This window comes from Rhodococcus sp. PML026 (assembly GCF_000963615.1).
Classification (GTDB): domain Bacteria; phylum Actinomycetota; class Actinomycetes; order Mycobacteriales; family Mycobacteriaceae; genus Rhodococcoides; species Rhodococcoides fascians.
In genome coordinates, this window is the sequence record NZ_KQ031373.1 from 967109 (window position 1) to 987509 (window position 20401).

18 protein-coding genes are annotated in these 20401 nt (G+C 63.8%); 9 read left to right on the plus strand and 9 right to left on the minus strand.

What is annotated here, in order from left to right:
* Positions 1 to 70: 70 nt before the first annotated feature.
* From VF34_RS15340 to VF34_RS15350, 3 genes are all read right to left on the minus strand, one after another.
* Positions 71 to 1066 (minus strand): iron-siderophore ABC transporter substrate-binding protein, encoded by a 996-nt coding sequence (locus VF34_RS15340; RefSeq protein ID WP_032372545.1) that lies wholly within the window; start codon positions 1064 to 1066, stop codon positions 71 to 73.
* Between the two features lie 83 nt (positions 1067 to 1149).
* Entirely contained in the window at positions 1150 to 2364 is a 1215-nt protein-coding gene (locus VF34_RS15345) for a lipase family protein (protein WP_027495232.1), read from the minus strand.
* A gap of 231 nt (positions 2365 to 2595) precedes the next feature.
* Positions 2596 to 4902, minus strand: coding sequence for an ATP-dependent DNA ligase (locus VF34_RS15350; RefSeq protein WP_045841627.1), 2307 nt, complete (start codon positions 4900 to 4902; stop codon positions 2596 to 2598).
* A gap of 59 nt (positions 4903 to 4961) precedes the next feature.
* On the opposite strand from VF34_RS15350, the gene VF34_RS15355 reads away from it, so the two are divergent.
* Positions 4962 to 5390 carry a type II toxin-antitoxin system Rv0910 family toxin gene (locus VF34_RS15355; protein WP_032372543.1) on the plus strand — a complete coding sequence of 143 codons (429 nt, stop codon included), beginning with the start codon at positions 4962 to 4964 and terminating at the stop codon, positions 5388 to 5390.
* A 92-nt stretch (positions 5391 to 5482) separates the two neighbouring features.
* On the opposite strand, the gene VF34_RS15360 is transcribed toward VF34_RS15355, so the two are convergent.
* The 3 genes from VF34_RS15360 to VF34_RS15370 form a co-directional block, all read right to left on the minus strand.
* Positions 5483 to 6850, minus strand: coding sequence for an HNH endonuclease signature motif containing protein (locus VF34_RS15360; RefSeq protein WP_045841628.1), 1368 nt, complete (start codon positions 6848 to 6850; stop codon positions 5483 to 5485).
* Between the two features lie 222 nt (positions 6851 to 7072).
* Positions 7073 to 7477, minus strand: a complete 405-nt coding sequence (locus VF34_RS15365) for a hypothetical protein (protein ID WP_027495236.1) — start codon at positions 7475 to 7477, stop codon at positions 7073 to 7075.
* The gene (locus VF34_RS15370; protein ID WP_230074147.1) at positions 7470 to 7865 is read right to left on the minus strand and encodes a hypothetical protein; all 396 of its coding nucleotides are present in this window, start codon (positions 7863 to 7865) and stop codon (positions 7470 to 7472) included. Before VF34_RS15370 ends, VF34_RS15365 begins: the two co-directional genes overlap by 8 nt.
* 232 nt (positions 7866 to 8097) lie before the next feature.
* On the opposite strand from VF34_RS15370, the gene VF34_RS15375 reads away from it, so the two are divergent.
* From VF34_RS15375 to VF34_RS15410, 8 genes are read left to right on the plus strand one after another with little or no spacing between them, the layout of a single operon-like run.
* On the plus strand, positions 8098 to 8622 hold the full coding sequence (locus VF34_RS15375; protein ID WP_027495238.1) for an MSMEG_0572/Sll0783 family nitrogen starvation response protein: 525 nt from the start codon (positions 8098 to 8100) through the stop codon (positions 8620 to 8622).
* Positions 8623 to 8631: 9 nt separating this feature from the next.
* Positions 8632 to 9687, plus strand: coding sequence for an MSMEG_0568 family radical SAM protein (locus tag VF34_RS15380; protein WP_032372542.1), 1056 nt, complete (start codon positions 8632 to 8634; stop codon positions 9685 to 9687).
* Position 9688: 1 nt separating this feature from the next.
* Positions 9689 to 11104 carry an MSMEG_0567/sll0787 family protein gene (locus VF34_RS15385; RefSeq protein ID WP_032372541.1) on the plus strand — a complete coding sequence of 472 codons (1416 nt, stop codon included), beginning with the start codon at positions 9689 to 9691 and terminating at the stop codon, positions 11102 to 11104.
* Positions 11101 to 11982, plus strand: coding sequence for a carbon-nitrogen hydrolase family protein (locus tag VF34_RS15390; protein ID WP_032372540.1), 882 nt, complete (start codon positions 11101 to 11103; stop codon positions 11980 to 11982). Before VF34_RS15385 ends, VF34_RS15390 begins: the two co-directional genes overlap by 4 nt.
* A complete protein-coding gene (locus VF34_RS15395; protein ID WP_027495242.1) occupies positions 11975 to 12265 on the plus strand; it encodes an MSMEG_0570 family nitrogen starvation response protein in 291 nt (96 codons plus the stop codon). The genes VF34_RS15390 and VF34_RS15395 overlap by 8 nt, the downstream gene beginning before the upstream one ends.
* Entirely contained in the window at positions 12262 to 13590 is a 1329-nt protein-coding gene (locus VF34_RS15400; protein WP_231578229.1) for an MSMEG_0569 family flavin-dependent oxidoreductase, read from the plus strand. The genes VF34_RS15395 and VF34_RS15400 overlap by 4 nt, the downstream gene beginning before the upstream one ends.
* A gap of 7 nt (positions 13591 to 13597) precedes the next feature.
* Positions 13598 to 14449 carry a carbon-nitrogen hydrolase family protein gene (locus tag VF34_RS15405; protein WP_027495243.1) on the plus strand — a complete coding sequence of 284 codons (852 nt, stop codon included), beginning with the start codon at positions 13598 to 13600 and terminating at the stop codon, positions 14447 to 14449.
* Positions 14446 to 15507, plus strand: coding sequence for an MSMEG_0565 family glycosyltransferase (locus VF34_RS15410; protein WP_032372539.1), 1062 nt, complete (start codon positions 14446 to 14448; stop codon positions 15505 to 15507). The genes VF34_RS15405 and VF34_RS15410 overlap by 4 nt, the downstream gene beginning before the upstream one ends.
* On the opposite strand, the gene VF34_RS15415 is transcribed toward VF34_RS15410, so the two are convergent.
* Genes VF34_RS15415 through VF34_RS15425 form a run of 3 tightly spaced genes read right to left on the minus strand, consistent with a single transcriptional unit; the run spans position 15489 to position 20234 of the window.
* Entirely contained in the window at positions 15489 to 16520 is a 1032-nt protein-coding gene (locus VF34_RS15415; RefSeq protein WP_027495245.1) for an adenylate/guanylate cyclase domain-containing protein, read from the minus strand. The two genes, VF34_RS15410 and VF34_RS15415, sit on opposite strands and share 19 nt — an antisense overlap.
* A complete protein-coding gene (locus tag VF34_RS15420) occupies positions 16513 to 17940 on the minus strand; it encodes an HAD-IB family hydrolase (protein ID WP_032372538.1) in 1428 nt (475 codons plus the stop codon). Before VF34_RS15420 ends, VF34_RS15415 begins: the two co-directional genes overlap by 8 nt.
* Entirely contained in the window at positions 17937 to 20234 is a 2298-nt protein-coding gene (locus VF34_RS15425) for a glycerol-3-phosphate 1-O-acyltransferase (protein ID WP_032372537.1), read from the minus strand. The genes VF34_RS15420 and VF34_RS15425 overlap by 4 nt, the downstream gene beginning before the upstream one ends.
* Between the last annotated feature and the right edge of the window lie 167 nt (positions 20235 to 20401).

Here is a 20401-nt window from a genome sequence, read left to right on the forward strand (position 1 = left end):
AGCTATGAAGGCCGGGAGCGCAGCCTGCGGAGTGAGCTATGAAGGCCGGGAGCGCAGCCTGCGGAGTGACCTATGACATCGGATCTGGGACCACGGTGGCCGGGTCGTTGTCGGTTGCGGCGGCCAGCATCGGGGTGAATCCGTCGATTGCGTAGTCGAGGGACAGTGGGCTCGAGTAGCCGAGAGCCGACGGTAGGTCGGTGCTGAACGAGCCGATGTAGACGGTGCGGTCCTGCTTCACGACGTCGAGTGCGGCGATCAGCGGGTTTGCCTGCAGTTGTTCGCGGCTCTGTCCGGCGATGACGAGGACGTCGGTGTCGAGTCGGCTGAGGTTTTCGGGGCTGACCGTTTCGCTGGCGTCGGGGATCTCGAAGCCGAGGTCGGTGAAGAACAGCGCTCGGATGTCGTCCTTACCGAGAACGAAGTAGCTGCCGTCGTCCATGACGAACGCGAGTGTCAGTGCCTTGCCGGCGAACTGAGGGTTGTCGGTCTGGGTGGTCTCGAACTTCTGCTCGAGCTCGGCAGTTCGCTCGTCGGATTCCTGCTTCTTGCCCAGTGCCTCGCCGACCACGGCGAATTCCTGCTGCCACGTGGCCGCGGGGACGTCGTCGTATCCACCGATGTCTGCGATCGTCGGCGCCATCGCCGAAAGTTGGTCGTACTGGCCTTGATCGATGAACGAGTACGGTCCGAGGATCAGATCGGGTGACTGCGCTGCAATCTGCTCGAGGTTCAGGTCGGTGCTGCCGACCTCGGGGATCTCGGTGCCGCCCAATGCTTCCTGGGCCCACGGGCGTTGGCGGTAGTCGTAACTGAGATTTCCACGGGTGGCGACGGGCTTGACTCCGAGCGCCAGCGCGAAGTCCTGCTCGTTGAATCCGATGGTCACGACGCGGGAGGGTGCGGCGTCGATGACCGTCTCGCCGAAGTGGTGCTCGATGGTGACGGGAAAGTTGGCACCGTTCTCGGAGTTACCTGAGGCAGTGGGTTCGTCGCTCGACGAACAGCCGACCGCCAGTGCCATGACTGCGGCACCGGCGGCGACTACGTGGACGGTCTTCTTCATGGGGACTCCTCGCGCGTGTGTTTGCGAGGTTAGCCTAACCGACCCATGCGCTCATCCAGCACGCACCGGGTCGGACAATACGGTCAGCAGTTGGAAACGGCGGGCACTCCGGCGAACCGCTGATCGATCCATTCCAGAGCCTGCGGCAGGCCGAGTACGGCAGCGGTCAGGTGATCGTTGCTGGGTACCTGGACCTCGGTGACGTTGACCCCGGCCCGGCAGTACCGGGCAATCGTGTTGTCGATCGAGCTGACCGGGATGAGCGCATCGGTGGGACTGTGCCACTCGAAGTACGGAGCTTTCGGCACACCGGGGTACATCTCGACGCTGTTCTCGTTGACGGCCGCGATCATCTCCGGGCTGTTCATCAGGTCCAACGTGCCCGCGACCTCCATCGCGCTCTTACCGGCTCCGGCGGCGATGATGTCGTTGGTGCATCCGTTCTGGATCTCGCTTTCGATCTGCTTGCCCAACGGGTTCAACTGGGAGCTGATCGGAATGCGAGTGGGGTACTCACGCTCGAGGCCGAGCGCAGCGGCGAAGGCGAGACCGAACACCGGGTGGGGTGCGAAACCGAGATCGCGAGCCATGCGCTCGAGGTTCATCGGAGCACCGCCCGCGGCGCTGCCGACGATGTTCAGCTCGGGCGCGTAGTCGTTCTGCAACGCTGCTGCCCACGCCGTCGCCATGCCGCCACCGGAGTATCCGGCCAACGCAACCGGGCTCTGCCGCAGCTGCAGCGGATCGAAACGCTGGGTGGCGCGGATGCTGTCGAGCACGATCTGTCCGCCGAGCTTGGCTGCACCGTAGGCACTGTTGGGGCCGAGGTGATCGGCGATGACAACCGTCCAGCCACGCTGCAGAACGGCGTTCAGCGCGGGTGCCTCGCGGATCGCCAGATTAGGATCGTTGGACCAGAGCGCTTGTGACGGTGCACATTCGAGACCGAGTGCGTTGATGATGTGTTGGTAAGACAGCACCGGCCCGTTGGGGGCTTTGTTGCGGGGGACCAGCACGGTGTTGATCGCCGCGATGGGATTACCCGCCGAATTCGTGGAGCGGAACTTCAGCTGCCACACGTCGACGTCGAAGAAGCCGGGAGGTGGCGGCATCGGCCGGCTGGAGATCACGTCCCCCGGTGCCATAGCGGCGAGGTCGGCGGGCGGAGCGTAGAAACCGTCCGATATCGGCGTCGGAAACAAGGGCGCCGCAGCGGCCTGACCTGGGCCGACAAGCGTCGAACAGAGAACGGCAACCGCCGTTATGCTGACAGCGCCTGCCAATTTGAGAACCCGCATCTGGTAAACCCCTCCATGCCTGAATCGAAACGGCGCGCGTCTCGACGATTCGGCAAGCCCCCGTAGAGCTGGCCCGCAACTCGATATAGCTATTGATCTGTGACTCGTTACGCCCCCCGGGCGACGATGAGCGCAACGGTACGCACCCAGCGATTCTATGGCAACCGAAGAACGGTCTTTCTGCCGGTTTCTGTGACTCGGCCAAATCCGCTGCTGGGCAGTTGGCGTCGGCTACTCGGGAACGACGTCCGTCGGCGACTTGTCCGGTCGCAATCCGCGCCAGCTCGGGTGGCGAAGATGGCCGGATTCTGTCGCCTCGTAGTACCGCACTTCTCCGACGAGAACCGGTTCCACCCAAACGGCACCGCGCCTGTCGGCCGTCGGAAGCGTCGTGGAGAAAGGACTCTCCGACGTTTCCAGCGGAGCCAGCGCTGCGGCCAGTGAATCGAGCGCGCGATCGTCGAAACCGGTGCCGACGCGACCGACGTAGCGAAGGCCGTCGCCGTCGGGGATTCCCATCAACAGCGAGCCGAATCCGCCGGAGCGACGTCCTTGGCCGCGTCGCCAACCGCCGATCACGACTTCTTGCGTGCGCCAGTTCTTGTACTTGATCCAGGTGTGGGCGCGCTTGCCCGGCTGGTAGATCGAATCGGTGCGCTTGGCGACGACTCCCTCCCACCCCCGTTCCCGGCTCTCGGCGATGGCGTCGGCAGCCGAACCCGTCAGCAACGGCGGCAACAGAACCGAGTCGAGGCCGGTGGTGAGCAATTCCAACAATCGTCTCCGGTCGGAGTACTTCTTGCGCACGAGGGAAGTGCCGTCGAGATGGAGCAGGTCGAAGGCGATGAACCGGATGTCGTCGCGGGCGGCCTTCTGCAGCTTCTCGAAGCTGCTGATGCCGTTGCTGTCGAAGACGACCACTTCACCGTCGATGACGGCGTCGTGATCGGCCAGGTCCTCGGCGAGAGACCCGATGGCTCCGAACTTCTCGGTGTAGTCGTTTCCGCTTCGGGTGCGCAGGGTCATCGAACCGTGAGTCAATTCCGCGACGATGCGGAAGCCGTCCCATTTACCCTCGAACGACCACTCGTCCTCGGGTAGATCGAGTATGTCGCCCACTGTTGCAAGCATCGGTGAGATGTTCTTCAGCACCGGCTTGTCCGTCGGCGGGCTGTCCATTTTTGTCGAGTGCTCTCCGGGTTGGTCCTTCATCAGGTGCATGAGCCACTGGTTGCCCTTGGTGCGGATGAGGGCGAACCTGCCGCGTGCTTTGGCTCCGTGCAGAACGACGATGACTTCGTCGTCTCTCCACTTCTCGAGTTCGTAGGTTCCGCTGTCCCAGATCGAGACGTCTCCGCCGCCGTACTCGCCCTTGGGGATTCGTCCGGAGAACGTCGCATATTCCAGCGGGTGGTCCTCGGTGTGGACGGCCAGACGGTTCTGCCCGCTCTCGACCGGGATGTTCTTGGGGACGGCCCACGACACCAAGACTCCATCGTGCTCGAGCCTGAAGTCGTAGTGCAGGCGTCGGGCATGGTGTTCCTGAATCACGAACGTATCGTCGTTACCCTGGGGCTCGGCGGCTTTCGGGATGGGCTCCGGAGTTCGGTCCGAGCTACGCATGCTGCGGTACTTGCCGAGCTTGTCCGTGCCGGAGGTGTCGTGTTCGTCCGCTGCCGGCTTCGGATCGAGGTCAGCCAATAGGTCTCCGGTGTCGTGGAACCGTTCCAGAACTTCCTGGAATCGAAGTTGTTGCAGTCCCGGCGATTCGAGCTCCTCCCAGGTTCGGGGGGCCGCGACGGTGGGTAGGGAACGGCCCCGAAGTGAGTACGGCGCAACGGTTGTCTTCTTTCCGTTGTTCTGACTCCAGTCGACGAACACTCGACCCGTGCGCTTCGCTTTCGCCATCGTGGCGGTCACCCGATCCGGTGACCGTTCTTCGAGCAGGGTGGCGACGCGTTTGGCGACGGTGGATGCGCCGGACGTCGACAGCGGTTTGTCCAGCGGTACGTACAGGTGAATTCCCTTGCTGCCGCTGGTGACCGGGTACGCGGTCATGCCGATGTCTGCAATGAGGTCACGGATCTCGCAGGCCACCTCAGCGCATCGGGCGAGGTCGACGTCGTCGCCGGGATCTAGGTCGAAGACCATGCGGGTGGCAGGGCCGGGTTCGGTGCCGTCGAAACGCCATTGCGGCACGTGCGCTTCGATGGCCGCCTGCTGCCCGAGCCACACCAGATCCGCTGCGGTGGAGAACAACGGGTAGGTGACGACTCGGTCGGAGTGCTGCATGGATCGGCGGTCGAGCCAGTCGGGTGCGGATGCGGCGAGATTCTTCTCGAAGAACGAGGATTGTTCGACGCCGTTCGGCCACCGCTTGCGGGTCACGGCGCGTCCTGCGACGTGCGGCAGCATCGCCGGGGCGATGGCAGCGTAGTACTCGATGATGTCGCTTTTGGTGGTGCTGGTTTCTGGGAACAGCACTTTGTCGAGGTTGGTGACGGAGACCTTTCGGCCTTCGATCTCGAGCGTGGCCATCGTCTCAGGTTAGTGCTCGCCGTCTGAACCTGCGAGCAAGTTGTGACAGGCTCGAATGCATGGCAACGATCAGTGTCTCGGTACAGATGCCCGAGAACCCTCAGGGCGCGTGGGACAAGGCTTCCGCGCTCGAGCGGTTCGACGAGTGGATGACCATCCACGGTGGTTGGTGCAGTCCGCCGCCCAACAAGGTCGGCAAGGGCACGAAGGTCGAGTCGCTGGTGAAGGTGAAGGGTTTCAAGAACACGATCAACTGGGAGTTCACCGAGTACGAGGAGCCGAAGCTGATCGAGATGTCGGGCCGCGGCAAGGGTGGAGTGAGGATCTCGCTGACCGTTCACGTGCGTGAGGCCGAGGGCGGTTCGGAGCTGACACTCGACGCGAAATTCGGTGGGGGCGTGCTGTTCGGCCCGGTGGGTTCGGTGGTCGCCCGTGCACTCGATACCGATGTGAAGCAGTCGGTGGCGAACCTGGCTGCATTGAAGTGACGGCATCTCGGGATTCCTGAAGCAGCTGTCGGACAATCTCTTCCAGCCCCGCACCGTGTTCTCGGTGCGGGGCTGGTGTGCGTTCGAGGGGCCTATGCGATGTGGGGGCCTGCTCGGGCGTGGGATTGCCGGGGTTCTCGGTACGGGTCGACGGATGCCGGGGGTACGAACCAGGGGTGTTGATCGGTGCCGATGAACACTTCCCAACCGGAGTGGTGGATGAGTCGGTGGTGGAATCCGCAGAGGAGGACGAGGTTGTTCATGTCGGTGGGGCCGCCGTCGGTCCAGTGCCAGATGTGGTGGCCTTCGGTCCAGGCGGCGGGTTTTCCGCATCCCGGGAACGCGCAGCCGTGATCGCGGGCTGTCAAGGCTCGTTTCTGTTTGGCGGTGACGGTGCGGGCGGTGCGGGCGAGGTTCAACGGGTTGCCGTTCTCGTCCATGACGATCGCGGTGAGAAGACAATCGCAGGCGAGTTGGCGGGAAGTGTTGCGGGAGAGCGGGCCCATCCACGGCAGCCAGCCGACGGTGGTGCCGTCGCCGAACAGGTCCCGATATGCGCCACGATCCGCAGTCACTGAACCGGCCTCGTTGTTGGTTTCTGCTGTGGTGTCGATGTCGACCGGGTCGACCAGGTCTGAGTCGAATTCTGTTGTAGCGCGTGTGGTTTCGTCATCGGTGATGTCGTCACTGCTCTGGCTGGCCAGGCTCTGGAGGTCCTGCAACCGGATGTGCAGGTTGACGTGCGGCTTCTCACCGCCCTCGGTGGGGCGGTCACTGGAGGCGAGGTAGCGGTCGAGGATGTGCCCGAAGGCGTCGGCTCTGCGCTTGGCGGGGCTGCGGTCGTCTGGGGTGCCGTCTGCGGCGGGTCGGGGTTCGGTCAACGGCGAAAGCGCGGTGAGCAGCTTTTCTCCGGTGATCGCATCGAAATCCATCTTCGCCACGAGACGTCCGTTGAGGGTTTTCGAGGCGAAGAGTTCGTTGCGGTCGGTGTCTTCCGGTGGTGGCTTGTCGCTGCCGTAGGTGTCTTCGAGTTTGGTGATCGCTTCACGGATCTTGTCGGTGCGTGCCCCAGGCCCGGTTGCGGCGGTGATCATGGCTTTGCGGGCGATGTCGCGACCCTCTTGGGGGAGGTTCTTCGGTGGTGTTTCGGCGAAGGTGAGAATCAGGGCGGCGTGGTCGACGGACATGACGCCGGTGTTGACGGCGTCGGCGATGTCGGGGAAGTTCTTCAACCCGCGAGCGAGGGCCACGATCTTGTTCGCTTTGCTCGGGGTGAGGAGGGTGGTGGAGGTGAGCCACCCTGCGGGTCCGGGGAAGCCGAGCTTCTCCCGGCTCACGCGGGTGTCGATCTCGGCAACGAGGGCGATCCGCCGGGCCTCCAACAGTTGGATCTTGTGGGAGACATCAGCAGCGTCGGCGAGGAGTTCGCTTTCGCTCAGTTGCCAGATCTCCGTGGTCATGGACCAAGTGTATCGAACGGGTGTTCGATGCGCAATGATGGTGCAATCGAAAACTATTGCTGTGCACAAGGATTCGGGATGCGGAACCTGTCGGTGGCCCGTGATATGGCCGCAACGTCAGTCGAGTGAGGATCGCCCGGGACCGCTGAACTCGAACGGGGCGGCGCGCAGTGGCTTCGATGTAGGGGTCGGACTGCAATGCACGAGATGTAGAGCAGACCTCTACTGCTGGCGTGTCTTTCGCAACCACCACAGTCCTGCGATGGGTAGCACGACCGGGATGAAGACGTAACCGGATCCGAAGTGCGACCACACCGTCGGCTCCGGGAAGTCCTGTGGCTGGATGTAGCTGAGGGTGCCGATGCCGAGGACTCCGACGAGTTCGATGATGCAGGAGACTGTCACCACTCGTCGCGATGCCTCGGTTGCTCGTGCCAGGCCGACCGTCGCGATGATGTAGACCACGGCTGCAAATGCCGACAGCAGGTACGCGACCGGGGCGTTGTCGAATCGGGTGGTGAGTTGCACGATCGATCGCGATGTCGCGGCAACGGCGAACACGGCGTAGACGGCGATGAGGAAGCGTCCGAATCCGGTGCGCGTGGCTTGCTGAAGTTTGTCAGGCATATCCGGCCCAAATCTGGCTCAGTCGCAACACCATGGCTGCGAGGGTGAGGACGGCTACGAGGAGCACTGCGGTGCCGCCGCGGGAACGGTCGCCCAGAGACCACCACGTTCCGAGTGGGAGCAGGAACAGCAGTCCGACGAGGTACGACCCGAACGTGAGGCGGTGAATGTCGCGATCGGAGGCGAACATCATCACGAACCCGATCACGGCCTGCAGTGCAACGACGCCTTCGGTAGCCGCGATCGTCCAGAACAGCGCGCGGTCGGCCTTGTTCTTCAACAGAACGGGCCTGTTCGTGGCGAGCTTCACGAGCACCCAGATCCCCACTACCAGGGACAACACGTACAACAAGCCGGTGACGGCGCCGATCATCGAGTTCCTCGTCATGCTGCGGTGGGTGGATGGACTTCCCTTCACAGTAACCGCGTAACACCACGTCAACACTGTGAGGCCCTTGAAACACGACGTTGTTCCGAGCGTGACCAATCGGAAATCGACGAGGCCTGTACTTGTTCCATGGCCGCAGAGGATCTGCCCTCTCGTCGGACATGACGGTTTTCTCGGGTGGACATCGGTGTCCACCGCATCCAGCCCGCTCTGCGAACCTCAGGAGACGCACGTGTCAGATCTCGACCAGTCCATCGCCGAGAACATCAAGAAGTCCCTCGAGGAGATTCCGCATCCCTCACTTCCCAAGGGCAGCAACATCTACGGGTCCACCAAGATCTTCCCCGACTACAAGGCAGAGAACGGCGAAAGCTACTTCACGCTGGTGCACGGCATCGCCCACGAGTCGTCGGTATCGTTCGTCGCGGTGCTACAGGCCACCCGCGCTCTGCGGAAGGGCTTCGAGTCGGCGATGTACTTCTATGGGCCAGGCGCTATCAATTGCCTTGCCACGCGCGGCTTCCCGACGACGGGAGACTCGGGCTTCCCGGGTGAGCAGAACATCAACGACTCCCTCGCGACGTTCATCGCCGAGGGTGGCACCGTGTTCTGCTGCCGCTTCGGGCTGGCCCTGCACGGGGGTCGCGAAGAAGACCTCATCGAGGGTGTCATCCCGGCCCACCCCCTGGACGTGCAGGACGCATTGATCCATTACGCGCGCAAGGGTGCCATCATCAATTCGACCTACATGGTCTAGGGGACGGTTATGTCCATCTCTACACGTGTGGATCTGGCGTTGCTCGGGATTCGAGGAGCAACGCCGGTGTCCAGAACTGCCGGTGCCGGCCCGAGTGACGATGGACATGTCCGCATCGATGGTCTCGGCGCAGCAATCCCGCGCAACCCGCTCAGTCCGTACGTACTCGAAGAAGGGCGAGTTCTGTTCGACGGCAACGACATCGGCCTCGATGTTCAGGCCGTCGATCGCCCGAAGTTCTACGACCTCTCCACCGCCGACGGCGTCGCCTACGAGAAGATCGCCAAGCTGCACGGCACCAGTGTTCTGGCCACGACCGTGGTCCAGACGTGCATTCGCTACGACGCCGATCAACGGTGCCGCTTCTGTTCCATCGAAGCGTCTCTGGACGCGGGCGACACCATCGCTGTCAAGACGCCCGCGCAACTTGCGGAGGTGGCGGAGGCCGCTGTCCGGCTGGACGGGGTGACGCAGATGGTCATGACGACGGGCACTTCGGCCGCGAAGGATCGCGGTGCCCGTCATCTGGCCCGGTGCGTACGTGCCATCAAGGCCGTGGTCCCGGAACTGCCGATCCAGGTGCAGTGCGAACCTCCGGGTGACCTGCAGGCCATCCAGGACCTGTACGACGCCGGAGCCGAGTCCATCGGAATTCACGTCGAATCGCTCGACGACGACGTGCGCCGCCGATGGATGCCGGGCAAGGCATCGGTCTCGATGGACGAGTACCGCGCGGCATGGAAAGAAGCGGTCCGGGTTTTCGGGCGCAACCAGGTTTCGACGTACATACTGGTCGGTCTCGGCGAGGATCCCGACGAATTGGTCTCGGGTGCAGCGGAACTGATCGAGATGGGTGTGTATCCCTTCGTCGTTCCGTTTCGGCCGCTCGCAGGCACGTTGGCGGTGGATGTCGACCGGGCGACGGCTCCCGCTGCCGACGTCCTCGAAAGCGTCACCCGACGCGTCGCCAAGGAACTTCAGGCAGCGGCGATGCTCGGGTCCGATCAGAAAGCAGGCTGCGCGGCCTGCGGTGCGTGCAGCGTTCTGCAGAACGCGGGAGGGTGATATGTACGGCGTCGTGGAGGGTAACGATCTCGCCGGATTATCCGGCGCTGCAATCGCTGTCGTGCAACCGGAGTTCATCGTCCAGCCGTGCAGCGGCACAGCAGAACTGAACGCGTATCGGGCACTGCGCAGAGAGACGTTTGTCGCCGAACAGGGCTTGTTCGCCGGCACCGATCACGACGACGTCGACGACGATCCTCGCTGCGTCGTTCTCGTGGCCACCGATCGAGACGGCACCGTGCTCGGTGGGGTGCGCCTGGCACCCTGCACGGCAACGGATCTGGGGTGGTGGGCCGGCAGTCGCCTGGTGGTCACCACCTCTGCGCGCACTTCCGGTGTGGGCCCAGCGCTGGTTCGTGCGGCCTGTGCTCATGCCGAAAGTCGTGGCGTTTTGCGCTTCGACGCGACGGTGCAGAAGCGCAACGAGACACTGTTCACCCGTCTCGGCTGGATCAGGCGTGGAGACGTCGAGGTGGCGAATACTCCACACGTGGCGATGTATTGGCCGATCGACAGGATCGAACGGCTGGTGTCGTCGACCAAGGCGATGCTCGCCGGCGTCCTCGCGCCGCTGAAGGCGCAGCCACTCGGGCTCGGTGCCAAAGAATTTCGAGGTGACGACGGGGTCCCGGTTCCGGGGAGCGACATGATCGCCGCCTGCGATGCGATCATTCCCTCGATGGTCGACCGCGACCCGGAGTGGGCCGGCTGGTGCGCGGCCCTGGTCAACCTCAACGACCTCTCGGCGATGGGTGCCTACGCAGTCGGCATGCTCGACTCCGTCGGTGCACCCACGCAATCTCGACTGACCCGCATCATCCGCGGCCTCGCCAATGCGTCTGCGGCCTGGCAGGTTCCGGTACTCGGTGGCCACACCCAGGCCGGGGTGCCGTCGTCGCTGTCGGTCACTGCGCTGGGCCGCACGACGAACCCGGTACGGGCCGGCGGGGGAAGCGTCGGCGATCGGTTGACACTGACGGCGGACGTCGGGGGTGGCTGGCGTCGTGGATATCAGGGCCAGCAATGGGATTCGACGTCACGGCGCAACTCCGCCGAACTGACGACCATGGCATCGTTCGTCGCCCGCACCGCGCCCAAGGCCGCCAAGGACGTCTCGATGGCGGGACTGGCCGGGACCACCGGGATGCTGGCCGAGGCAAGCGGAACCGGTGCGGTATTGGACATCTCCTCGATTCCGAAGCCCGACTCGGCGTCGATGGGCGAATGGATCACGTGTTTTCCCGGGTTCGCGATGATCACCGCGGACCGTCCCGGTGCACCGACTGCACCGTCCGGACCTGCACTGTCCGCAGAATGCGGAGAGCTCACCGACATTCCGGGCGTCGCCTTGCGATGGCCCGATGGAATCACCACGCGCGCGGTCACTTCGACGGTGACCGGATTGGGAGAAGCATGAACGACATCACGATCTCCGTGGCCGCAGCCGAATTCGGCCGTGACATGGAACAGGGTTACGCCACCATCGCCGCCCTGCTCGAGGAATCGCGTAATCGCGGTAGCCAACTGCTGGTGCTACCGGAAGCGTGCCTGGGTGGGTACCTGCCCAGCCTCGGTGGCGGTGACGAGACCGAAGAATCGAGACAGCGTCGACTGAAGGCACTTCCACCCGCTCTGGAACTGGACGGCCCCGAGATCAAGCGGGTCATCGACATGGCGGGCGATACCGTCGTCACGTTCGGATTCTGCGAGAAGGACGGCGATACCCGCTACAACGCCGCGGTGACGGTCGACGGCAGCGGCATCCTCGGTTCGTATCGCAAGGTGCACCAGCCACTCGGCGAAAACCTCTGCTACGCAGCGGGAGAGAGCTACTCCGCCTTCGACACTCCGGTCGGCCGGATGGGCATGCAGATCTGCTACGACAAGGGGTTCCCCGAGGCGGCCCGCGAACTCGCGCTCGACGGAGCCGAGATCGTCGCGTCCATCTCCGCGTGGCCCACGGCACGTACCGCGACGACCCCGAACATGGAAGAAGATCGGTGGAAGCAACGCTTCGACATCTACGATCGCGCTCGTGCACTGGAGAATCAGATCATCTGGGTCGCGGCGAATCAGGCCGGCACGTTCGGGTCTCTGAGGTTCGTCTGCAGCGCCAAGATCGTCGGGCCCGGCGGTGAGATCCTCGCGGGCACAGGCGTCGAGCCGGGCTTGGCCACAGCCACCGTCGATGTCGAGGCGCTCATCGGCGCGGCACGTGGCGGTGGCATGTACAACCTGCGCGACCGACGGCCCTCGGTCTATCGCACCATCACCAAGGAGACCGTTCATGCCTGAGATGTCGTTCGTGGTGCGGTGGCCCGACGGACGCGAACAGTCCTGCTACTCGCCCTCTTTGGTGATGCACGACTATCTGAGCCCCGGGCAGGAATACCCGGTGGCCGAGTTCGTTCAGCGAACGTCCGAGGCATTGACCGTGGCGAGCGATCGAGTTCTCGCCAAGTTCGGGATGCGGTGCACGTCGGCCGCGCAGCAGATGGAAGAGATTCACGGTGTCAGCGCGTCGTATCAGGCCGGTGCCGTTCGCGTACTGAGTATGTCGGGAGCTGAATTGCTATGACAGAGAGCCACAGAGCAAGAGAGAACCATTCCGTAATCGTCATCGGCGGCGGGCAGGCCGGACTGTCCATCAGCTGGCATCTGACGCAGCGAGGCATCGACCACGTCGTCCTCGAACGCGACACCATCGCGCACGAATGGAAGGACTCGCGCTGGGACAACTTCACCCTCGTCACCCCCAACTGGCAGTGTGCGCTCCCCGGATACTCCTACGACGGTGACGATCCCGACGGGTTCATGCAGCGCGACGAGGTATACGCCTTCGTTCGACGCTATGCCGAGAGCTTCGATGCACCGGTCCGAGAGTATGTTTCGGTGAATCAGGCCTTGCAATCCGCGGCAGGCGGCTTCGACCTACAGACCTCCGCCGGCCCCATGCACGCCGATCAGATCGTCGTTGCCGTCGGCGGTTACCACATCCCCACCATTCCCCGCTTCGCCGAGAAGCTTCCCCGCGACATCGTCCAGATCCACTCGTCCGAATACCGCGGCTCGCACCAGTTCCCGAACGGCGACGTACTGGTCGTCGGCACCGGCCAGTCCGGAGCGCAGATCGCCGAGGATCTGCATCTCGACGGCCGCCGGGTTCACCTGGTCGCCGGCACCGCACCTCGCGTCGCACGCTTCTATCGGGGGCGTGACTGTGTCGCCTGGCTGCACGACATGGGCGTCTACGATGTCTCCATCGAAGATCAACCCGGTGGCGTCGGCAAACGCGAGAACACGAACCACTACGTCACCGGCCGTGACGGTGGTCGAGACATCGACCTGCGCGCGTTCGCGACCGAGGGCATGCAGCTGTACGGCCGTCTGCTGGGCGTGGAGGACGGCGTCCTGCAGTTCGCCCCGACCCTCGAAGCGTCGCTCGACGCTGCCGATCGGGTGGCCGAGAGCATCAAGGACAACATCGACGCGTACATCGAGCGCGAGGGCATCAGTGCGCCCACCGAGGACCGCTACGTGCCGGTGTGGCGTCCGGAGTCCGAGACGGCCGAACTCGATCTCGCCACCACCGACATCACCGCGGTCGTCTGGTCGGTCGGCTTCCGTACCGACTACCGCTGGCTGAAGGTCGGGGCGTTCGACGGCGAGGGCCACCCGACGCACAACCGCCGCGTCACATCGGTTCCCGGCCTGTACTTCCTGGGCCTGCCCTGGCAGCACACCTGGGGTTCGGGACGTTTCGCCTCGGTGGCCCGCGACGCCGCATTCCTGGCCGATCAAATTGGCCTCGAAATCAGTGCTGCGCAGTCCCGAAACTCGACGCAGTCTCACAACCCAGCGCAGTCCCGAAACCCAGCGCAACCGCAGAGCCAGATGGTCTGATTTCGACGTGGCTCCCATCAAGATCGGTGCATTGGCAGCACATTTCGGCAGAGATGTCGATCGGGCCGTACTGAAGATCACGACGATCATCTCCAGTGCGGCCCGCGAGGGCATCGACCTCCTGGTGCTGCCCGACGCATCCCTCGGGGGTTACATCAACAGCCTGAGCAATCCGGATCCGTCCGAGTTGCCGCCCACTCTCGATCCGGACGGTCCGGAGTTGGCTGCGATCATCGCAGCGGCGGGTGCGATGACGGTGTGCATCGGGTACACCGAGTTGTCGAAGGGGCTGCGGTACAACGCTGCTGCGTGCCTGACGGGCGACGGGATCCTCGGCAGTCACCGTAAGGTGCATCAGCCGCTCGGGGAATCCTTGGCCTACGCCGCCGGAGATCGGTTCGAGGCCTTCGATACTCCGGTCGGACGGATGGGCATGCTGATCGACTACGACAAGACGTTCCCGGAGTCGGCCCGCACGCTCGCATTGGACGGCGCGAGAATCATTGCGGCGCTGTCGGCGTGGCCGGCCAGCGTCACCGATCGAGCGTCGTCGCTACCCAACGATCGGCAGTCGCGACTGTTCGATCTGTACGACGCTGCGCGCGCCGCCGAGAACCAGGTGGTGCTCGTCTCGTCCAACCAGACCGGGGTGATGGGATCCCTGCGGTTCCTCGGCCAGGCGAAGATTGTCGGGCCCGGCGGAGACGTGTTGGCCAAGACGTGGTCCAAAGGCGGTTTGGCCGTGCACGAGATCGACGTCGATGCCGAGGTGGATCGGGCCCGGAGAGGTCTGCATCACCTTGCCGAGCGACGCGTCGACGCCTATCCGAACTTGTTGCAGGAGAAGCCGGATCGATGAAGATCGCGCTGTTGACCTATTCGTCCAAACCGCGCGGAGGCGTGGTGCATACGTTGGCTCTGGCCGAAGCGCTGGCACGCGCCAGCCAGGATGTGTCGGTGTGGTCGCTGGGCCGCGGGGGCGACAGTGAGTTCTTCCGCAAGGTCGACCCGGCTGTCACCGTGCGGATGGTCCCGTTTTCCCACCGCGAGAACGAGAGCGTCGGCGCGCGGATTCTGCGATCGATAGGCGTTCTGCGGCAGGCCTTCACGCCCGACGAGTACGACATCGTCCATGCTCAGGACTGTATCTCGGCCAACGCCGTCGGCCGGTGCATCAGGACCATCCATCATTTGGACGAGTTCACCACACCCGAGCTCGCGGCATGTCACGAACGAGCGATCACCGCGCCGTACGCGCGAATCTGTGTATCGACAGCGGTGGCGAGCGATGTGAATCGCGGTTGGGGACTCGAACCCACGGTCATCCCCAACGGGGTCGATGCCGAAAGGTTCTCGGCAGCTGCAGCATCGGGCAGAACGCACTGGCGGGACAAGCTCGGCAGGTACGTGCTCGCAGTCGGCGGCATCGAGCCACGCAAGGGCAGTCTCGATCTACTCGACGCCTTCGCCGGGCTGTCCGATCGCCACGTGCAACTGGTGTTCGCCGGCGGCGAGACCCTGTTCGACTACCGTGACTATCGAGCCGAATTCGACCGTCGAGCAGTAGAACTGGGCATGGAGCCGGTGATACTCGGAACCGTCGACGACGACGAGCTGCCGCATCTCGTGGCGCAGGCTGCGGCGCTGCCGTTCTTCTCCACCAAGGAAGGCTTCGGCCTGGCCGCGATGGAGGCGCTCGCCGCATCGACTCCGGTGGTGGCGCGTGATCTGCCGGTACTGCGAGAGGTGTTCGGAGACAGCGTCACCTACGCATCGTCGGTGGAGACCATGGCCAGCGAATTGGACCGTGCGTTGCACGAGCCGCAGGATCCGTCACCGGGGCTGGCGCTGGCGCACAGCCTCACCTGGGACGAGGCTGCGCGTCGACACTTGGAGTTCTACTCCTCGCTACGCTGACCGGTTCGCTTGTTGCGTTTGAGCCGGTGAGGCTTGAGCTTGTGGAACCCTTTGACCCGTAGTGAACGGACCGATTTGAGGTAGAACTCCGAGTCGTGACGCAGTTCATCCGTCATGACGGTATCGACCAGGATCGTTCCGGGATTGGCCGAACTGGTTAGGCGCGCAGCAATATTGACCACCGACCCGTACAGGTCACCGTACCGGGCCAGTACCGGGCCCCACGCCAGCCCGACCCGCAGATCCGGCATGTCCTCCTGCTCGTCGAAGGCGTCCTGGAGGTCGAGGGCGATGTGGGCGGCATCCTCGGGGGTCTGCGCGCTGAACATCACCTCGTCGCCGACGTTCTTGATCACCGAACCGCGCCCTCGCGCAATGATATTGGTGGCCAATGACTCGAATTCCTCGAGTAGCGTCGTCAACTCGCCGATATCGAGTCGACGCGTCAGGCTCGTGTAGCCGACCATGTCGGCGAACCCGACGGCCATCGTGGGACTGTCGGCGGCGTCGTCGGGAGCGGCGATGGATCGACCGGCCGCTGCTGCCAGGTGGCGTCGCCAGGTGTATCCCTGGAGCGCTTCGAGGGTGGGGACGGTTTCGGCGGCGATGGCACGGGCGTTCCGTCGAATCGCGTCGATGTCGTTCGTGTCTTCTTGGCTGTCGATGATGCGTTCGAGTATGTGAGAGTTCACAACGCCCACTTGCCATTCCGCGAGCCGGGACATCGACTGCCCGAGGGTGCGTGCGATCGCAACCTCCATCTCGGGCTTGATCACCTTCTGCGCGGTCAGTGCGGTGATCAGCTTCAGAGCTTCGAGATCGGCGTCGGTGTAGACGAGTGCGTCGGTATCGGTGTGGACGGGGAAGCCCATGCCGATCCACAGGGCGATGACCCGCTCGAGCGGAATTCCGGACTTCTCGACGATGTCGGCGCGGTTGTACTTGGGCTCGCCGCCCAATAGATTCCGCTCGATCTCCGTCTGTACTACCGAGTTGATCTGATTCTCAGGCATATCCCAACGTTCTGTCGAAATAGGAACGGACGGCGTCCACGTACTCGTCGATCTTGTCGGGATCCCAATCCGTGGTGGGTATGGGCTCGCCGACGGTGACCTTGACCGTACCGGAGTGAACGGTGAAGTCCTTCTTCCACATCACGTCACCGGCGTTGTGAATGACGATCGGAACGATCGGCACGCCGGCCTGCATCGCCAGGTGAAAACCGCCTTTCTTGAATCGGCCGAGACGGGACGTCGGCATGCGAGTGCCCTCGGGGGCGATGGCGACGGAGATGCCGCTGTGCAGCTTCTCGATCGCAGGCCGCATGGCCTCTCGCGCTTGCGCAGGATCGCCGCGGTCGACATAGGCGACGTCGAAAATTCTGCCCAGCAATGCGAAGCGCGGATCGCGTTCGAGTTCCCGCTTCGCGACGGCGGTGATGTCGCGTCGCAGGATGGAAGTGACGATGATCGAGTCGGCGGTGCTCTGATGGTTGAACATGAAGACGGCGGGCCGGGCCGACCAGGCATTTTCGGTTCCGGTGACGTCGAGCTTGACCCCGGCGAGGGTCAGCGCGATGTCCGGGGCGATGGTGCTGGTGATATTGGCACCGGTACGGCGACTGCGGGTGAGCAACCCCAGACCGAGCCCGATCGAAGCACTCGCGAGCACCGATCCGAGCGCCGCCGTGCTGCGTACGGCCGACGTGATATCCGTGCCACGCTTCGGGCTGTCCAGCGTCAGGGCCGGCCAGTTCTTCTTGGCGGCATAGCGCGCGAGATCAGGATCGGGGTTGAGGGCGATGGGACGGCCCACGGCCTCGAGCAGCGGCACGTCCTCACCGCCGTTCGAGTATGCGAAACAGCCTGCCAGAGCAATGCCTTCACGTTCGGCGTAGTCGATTGCCGCCTGTGCTTTGCGGGGTCCCCAGAGCGAATCGCCGACGAGCTCACCGGTGAGAATCCCGTCGGTGACCACCGGAGTCGTGCACAGCAACTCCTCGAACATCATGTCCTGCTGCACCGGCAGTGCCTGGTACGGCGTGGCCGAGGTAGCCATCACCAGGCGATGCCCTGCGTGCCGGTGAGCCTCGACGAGGGCCCGGGCCTGCGGGTAGATCATCGGCGCGATCTCGTTGCGGAAGAGGGTGTATGCCTGTTCCATCAGGTCCTCTTCGCGACGGCCTTCGAGGCCGCGGACGGCCTTGCCCATCAGATTGTCGACGGGGGAGTTGCGCATCCGCATCTCGACGACGGCACTGGAGATCTCCCACAGTTCCTTGACCGTGACGTCGAGGGTCTTGAGGCGTTCGAGAAACACTGCGCGAGCAGAGAATCCGTTGATGAGGGTGCCGTCGAGATCGAAGAAGGCGATGGTGTCTCGGCCGGGTGGGGCGGCGGCGATCGCTATCAGTCGATCGTCGAAGTCGGTCATGGATTGTTCTCCTCGGGGGCAGAGATCGGTTCCACCTCACGGAGCATTCGGTGCGCCATATCCCGGATGGTACGTACCTTGCGGGCCCATTCGTCGATCTCCAGCGCGAAGTCCCTGCGGCGGCGGGCGATGCCGTCCGAGCTGGAATCGATCAGGTCGCGGTTCTCGGCCAGTTGCAGTGCAGTGTCGAACAGTTCGCCCGAGATGGACTCACTGTGATCGAGCTGCTGGCGGAGCCGCCTGGCCTGGGCAGCGCCGAGGCATTCCGAGATGAACTTCGGTTTGTCGAATTCTCCGCTCTGCGGCAGCAGCATCAGCTGGTCGGCCACTACCTGGTAGGCCTCGAAGATCGGCTGCAGTACGCGGTGCGCCAGGTGCAGATCCTGCGATTCAAGCTGTCGCGCAGCATAATCGGGGTCGCTGATGCTGGTGCGCCATTCCGGGTCGATGAGATCGACCTCGGATTCGAGACGCTCCCCGAAGTCCTTCTTGTCGCCGAAGAAGAACTCGAACTTGAGTAGATCTCGCAATTGCAGGGCCGATGTCCACAACGATTCCTGAGTCAGCGGCGTCGAGTCACCCTCGGTCGGTAGCACCACCAGTTCGCCGATGGCGCGCATCACGAAGAAGTGAATGGCGTTGTTGCGGAAGAACGCTGCCACCAGATGCTTGTCCTGCGCCAGGTAGAACAGCGGTTCGGGGCCGTCGTCGAAACGCTTGACGACGTTGGCGTTGACCTGTGCGATGACGGCCGAGCGGACGACGTCGACGTCGGCGATGTCCACCCCGCCCGCAGTGGGTAGGTTTCTGCGTTTGATGTAGCCGGCCAACGGCGAGATGATGGCCCACATTTCGTTGACGTTGAGTGCGCGATCCTCGATACCCAACAGCGCCATCGTGACCAGTGCTGCCGGGGTCACCGGCGTCGCATCGTTGATCGCATGGGAGACACCGAGCGCGATCTTCTGCACCGCGACGCGCTTGTCGGTGTTCTCGGCGACGATCGCCGCCACCGACATCGGCTCTCCGAAGTTCAGATAGACGTTGCCGCGCAACGTGCCCTGAGCGCGGATGTACCCGATGGCCATGCGAATGCCCTCGGCTTGCTTCTTCGCCCCGTGCGATTCTTCGGCCATCGCGCCGACCTCGTGCAGTCGGTCGTAGGTGATGGACGTCGGGATCAAATAGACGTCCTCCGCGTCGCTCGACTCGAGGGCGTCGACGAGGTAGGTCAGCAGACCGAACCGCGGCGGTCGGAGCTTTCCGGTGCGGCTGCGTCCGCCCTCGATGTACCACTCGAGGTTGAACCGCTTGCTGAGCAGAAAACTCATGTACTGACGCAGCGTCCATTTGTAGATCGCGTCCGAGAATTTGCGCTGAATGAGCACCACGCCACTGCGTTTGGCTATCGGGCCCAACGGCCAGAAGCCGACATTGATGCCGCCCATGACGTGATTGAGCGGCAGTCCCTCGGCGAGAAGCGCGGGACGCAGCACGAGTGGGTCGAGGTAGGAACGGTGATTGGGCAGGAACACCAACGGATAGTTCTTGTTGAGTTCGCGAACCTTCTGCAGCTGATCGCGATCGACGTCGACCTTGTACGCCCGCGAGAAGTACGCGCCGAGGGTGCCCCACATCTCGACGGCGCGCCTGGTTTCGGTCGCCACCATCTCGCCGAGGATGTCCTGAACCCTCTTGTCGACGGTGTCGCGATCCTGGCCGACGTGGTCTGCGAGCTCGGTGATGCCGTCCCTGAACTTCTTCTGCTCCGTCATGTCCTCGACGACGAAGCGCGGAATCTTGTACTCCGAGCCGATGACTCCGCGTTCGGCCTTGTCCAGTGCGAGACTCGCCTGCCGCAGGATGAACGACGACAACGACGTGCCGCCGCCGCGCTCGAACCGATCCTGCAGATCGCTCAGGGTTGCGGGTTCACCGACCAACACTGCGGAGTGATCGGGATCGTCGTTGGCCACCCACCGCTGCCACACCCGTGTCGGCTTCGAGCGGCCTCTCGGGGCGAAGATGCGGTGCAGAATGCCGGTGCTTCGATCGGTCAACGTGACCCGCAGCGGAATGAGCAGCGGATCGTCGGCGTACCCGCGGACGGTGTCCGACAGTGATGTCCTGGCCTCACCGGACAGAACGACCGACGGGGGCCGACGTTCTCCGTCCGGGGTGGTGGCGTCGATCCACTGATTCAGGGCCTGAACCTCGAGAGTGCTTCTGGCATCGAGCAAGTACACGTGCGGACCGTCGCTGAGCGATTGCTGGTCCGCGTCGAGGTGGTACATCGAAGCTCCTGTTCCGTACCTGCGCAAGAAGGTACGCCGTCAGGCTACGCGGGAGAATCCCGGCGCGAGGGCGGTTCGGCGAGGTGGTCGACGGCACTCGACGGGCGCTCGGACGGCCTGTCCGTTAGAGTCGTGTCATCGGCCTTCTCTGGCCAAGCCTCTTTAGT

Coding starts and splice junctions, on each gene's coding strand:
- VF34_RS15340 (WP_032372545.1), bottom strand. CDS start 1,066: ATGAAGAAGACCGTCCACGTAGTCGCCGCCGGTGCCGCAGTCATGGCA.
- VF34_RS15345 (WP_027495232.1), bottom strand. CDS start 2,364: ATGCGGGTTCTCAAATTGGCAGGCGCTGTCAGCATAACGGCGGTTGCC.
- VF34_RS15350 (WP_045841627.1), bottom strand. CDS start 4,902: ATGGCCACGCTCGAGATCGAAGGCCGAAAGGTCTCCGTCACCAACCTC.
- VF34_RS15355 (WP_032372543.1), top strand. CDS start 4,962: ATGGCAACGATCAGTGTCTCGGTACAGATGCCCGAGAACCCTCAGGGC.
- VF34_RS15360 (WP_045841628.1), bottom strand. CDS start 6,850: ATGACCACGGAGATCTGGCAACTGAGCGAAAGCGAACTCCTCGCCGAC.
- VF34_RS15365 (WP_027495236.1), bottom strand. CDS start 7,477: ATGCCTGACAAACTTCAGCAAGCCACGCGCACCGGATTCGGACGCTTC.
- VF34_RS15370 (WP_230074147.1), bottom strand. CDS start 7,865: ATGACGAGGAACTCGATGATCGGCGCCGTCACCGGCTTGTTGTACGTG.
- VF34_RS15380 (WP_032372542.1), top strand. CDS start 8,632: ATGTCCATCTCTACACGTGTGGATCTGGCGTTGCTCGGGATTCGAGGA.
- VF34_RS15385 (WP_032372541.1), top strand. CDS start 9,689: ATGTACGGCGTCGTGGAGGGTAACGATCTCGCCGGATTATCCGGCGCT.
- VF34_RS15390 (WP_032372540.1), top strand. CDS start 11,101: ATGAACGACATCACGATCTCCGTGGCCGCAGCCGAATTCGGCCGTGAC.
- VF34_RS15395 (WP_027495242.1), top strand. CDS start 11,975: ATGCCTGAGATGTCGTTCGTGGTGCGGTGGCCCGACGGACGCGAACAG.
- VF34_RS15400 (WP_231578229.1), top strand. CDS start 12,262: ATGACAGAGAGCCACAGAGCAAGAGAGAACCATTCCGTAATCGTCATC.
- VF34_RS15410 (WP_032372539.1), top strand. CDS start 14,446: ATGAAGATCGCGCTGTTGACCTATTCGTCCAAACCGCGCGGAGGCGTG.
- VF34_RS15415 (WP_027495245.1), bottom strand. CDS start 16,520: ATGCCTGAGAATCAGATCAACTCGGTAGTACAGACGGAGATCGAGCGG.
- VF34_RS15420 (WP_032372538.1), bottom strand. CDS start 17,940: ATGACCGACTTCGACGATCGACTGATAGCGATCGCCGCCGCCCCACCC.
- VF34_RS15425 (WP_032372537.1), bottom strand. CDS start 20,234: ATGTACCACCTCGACGCGGACCAGCAATCGCTCAGCGACGGTCCGCAC.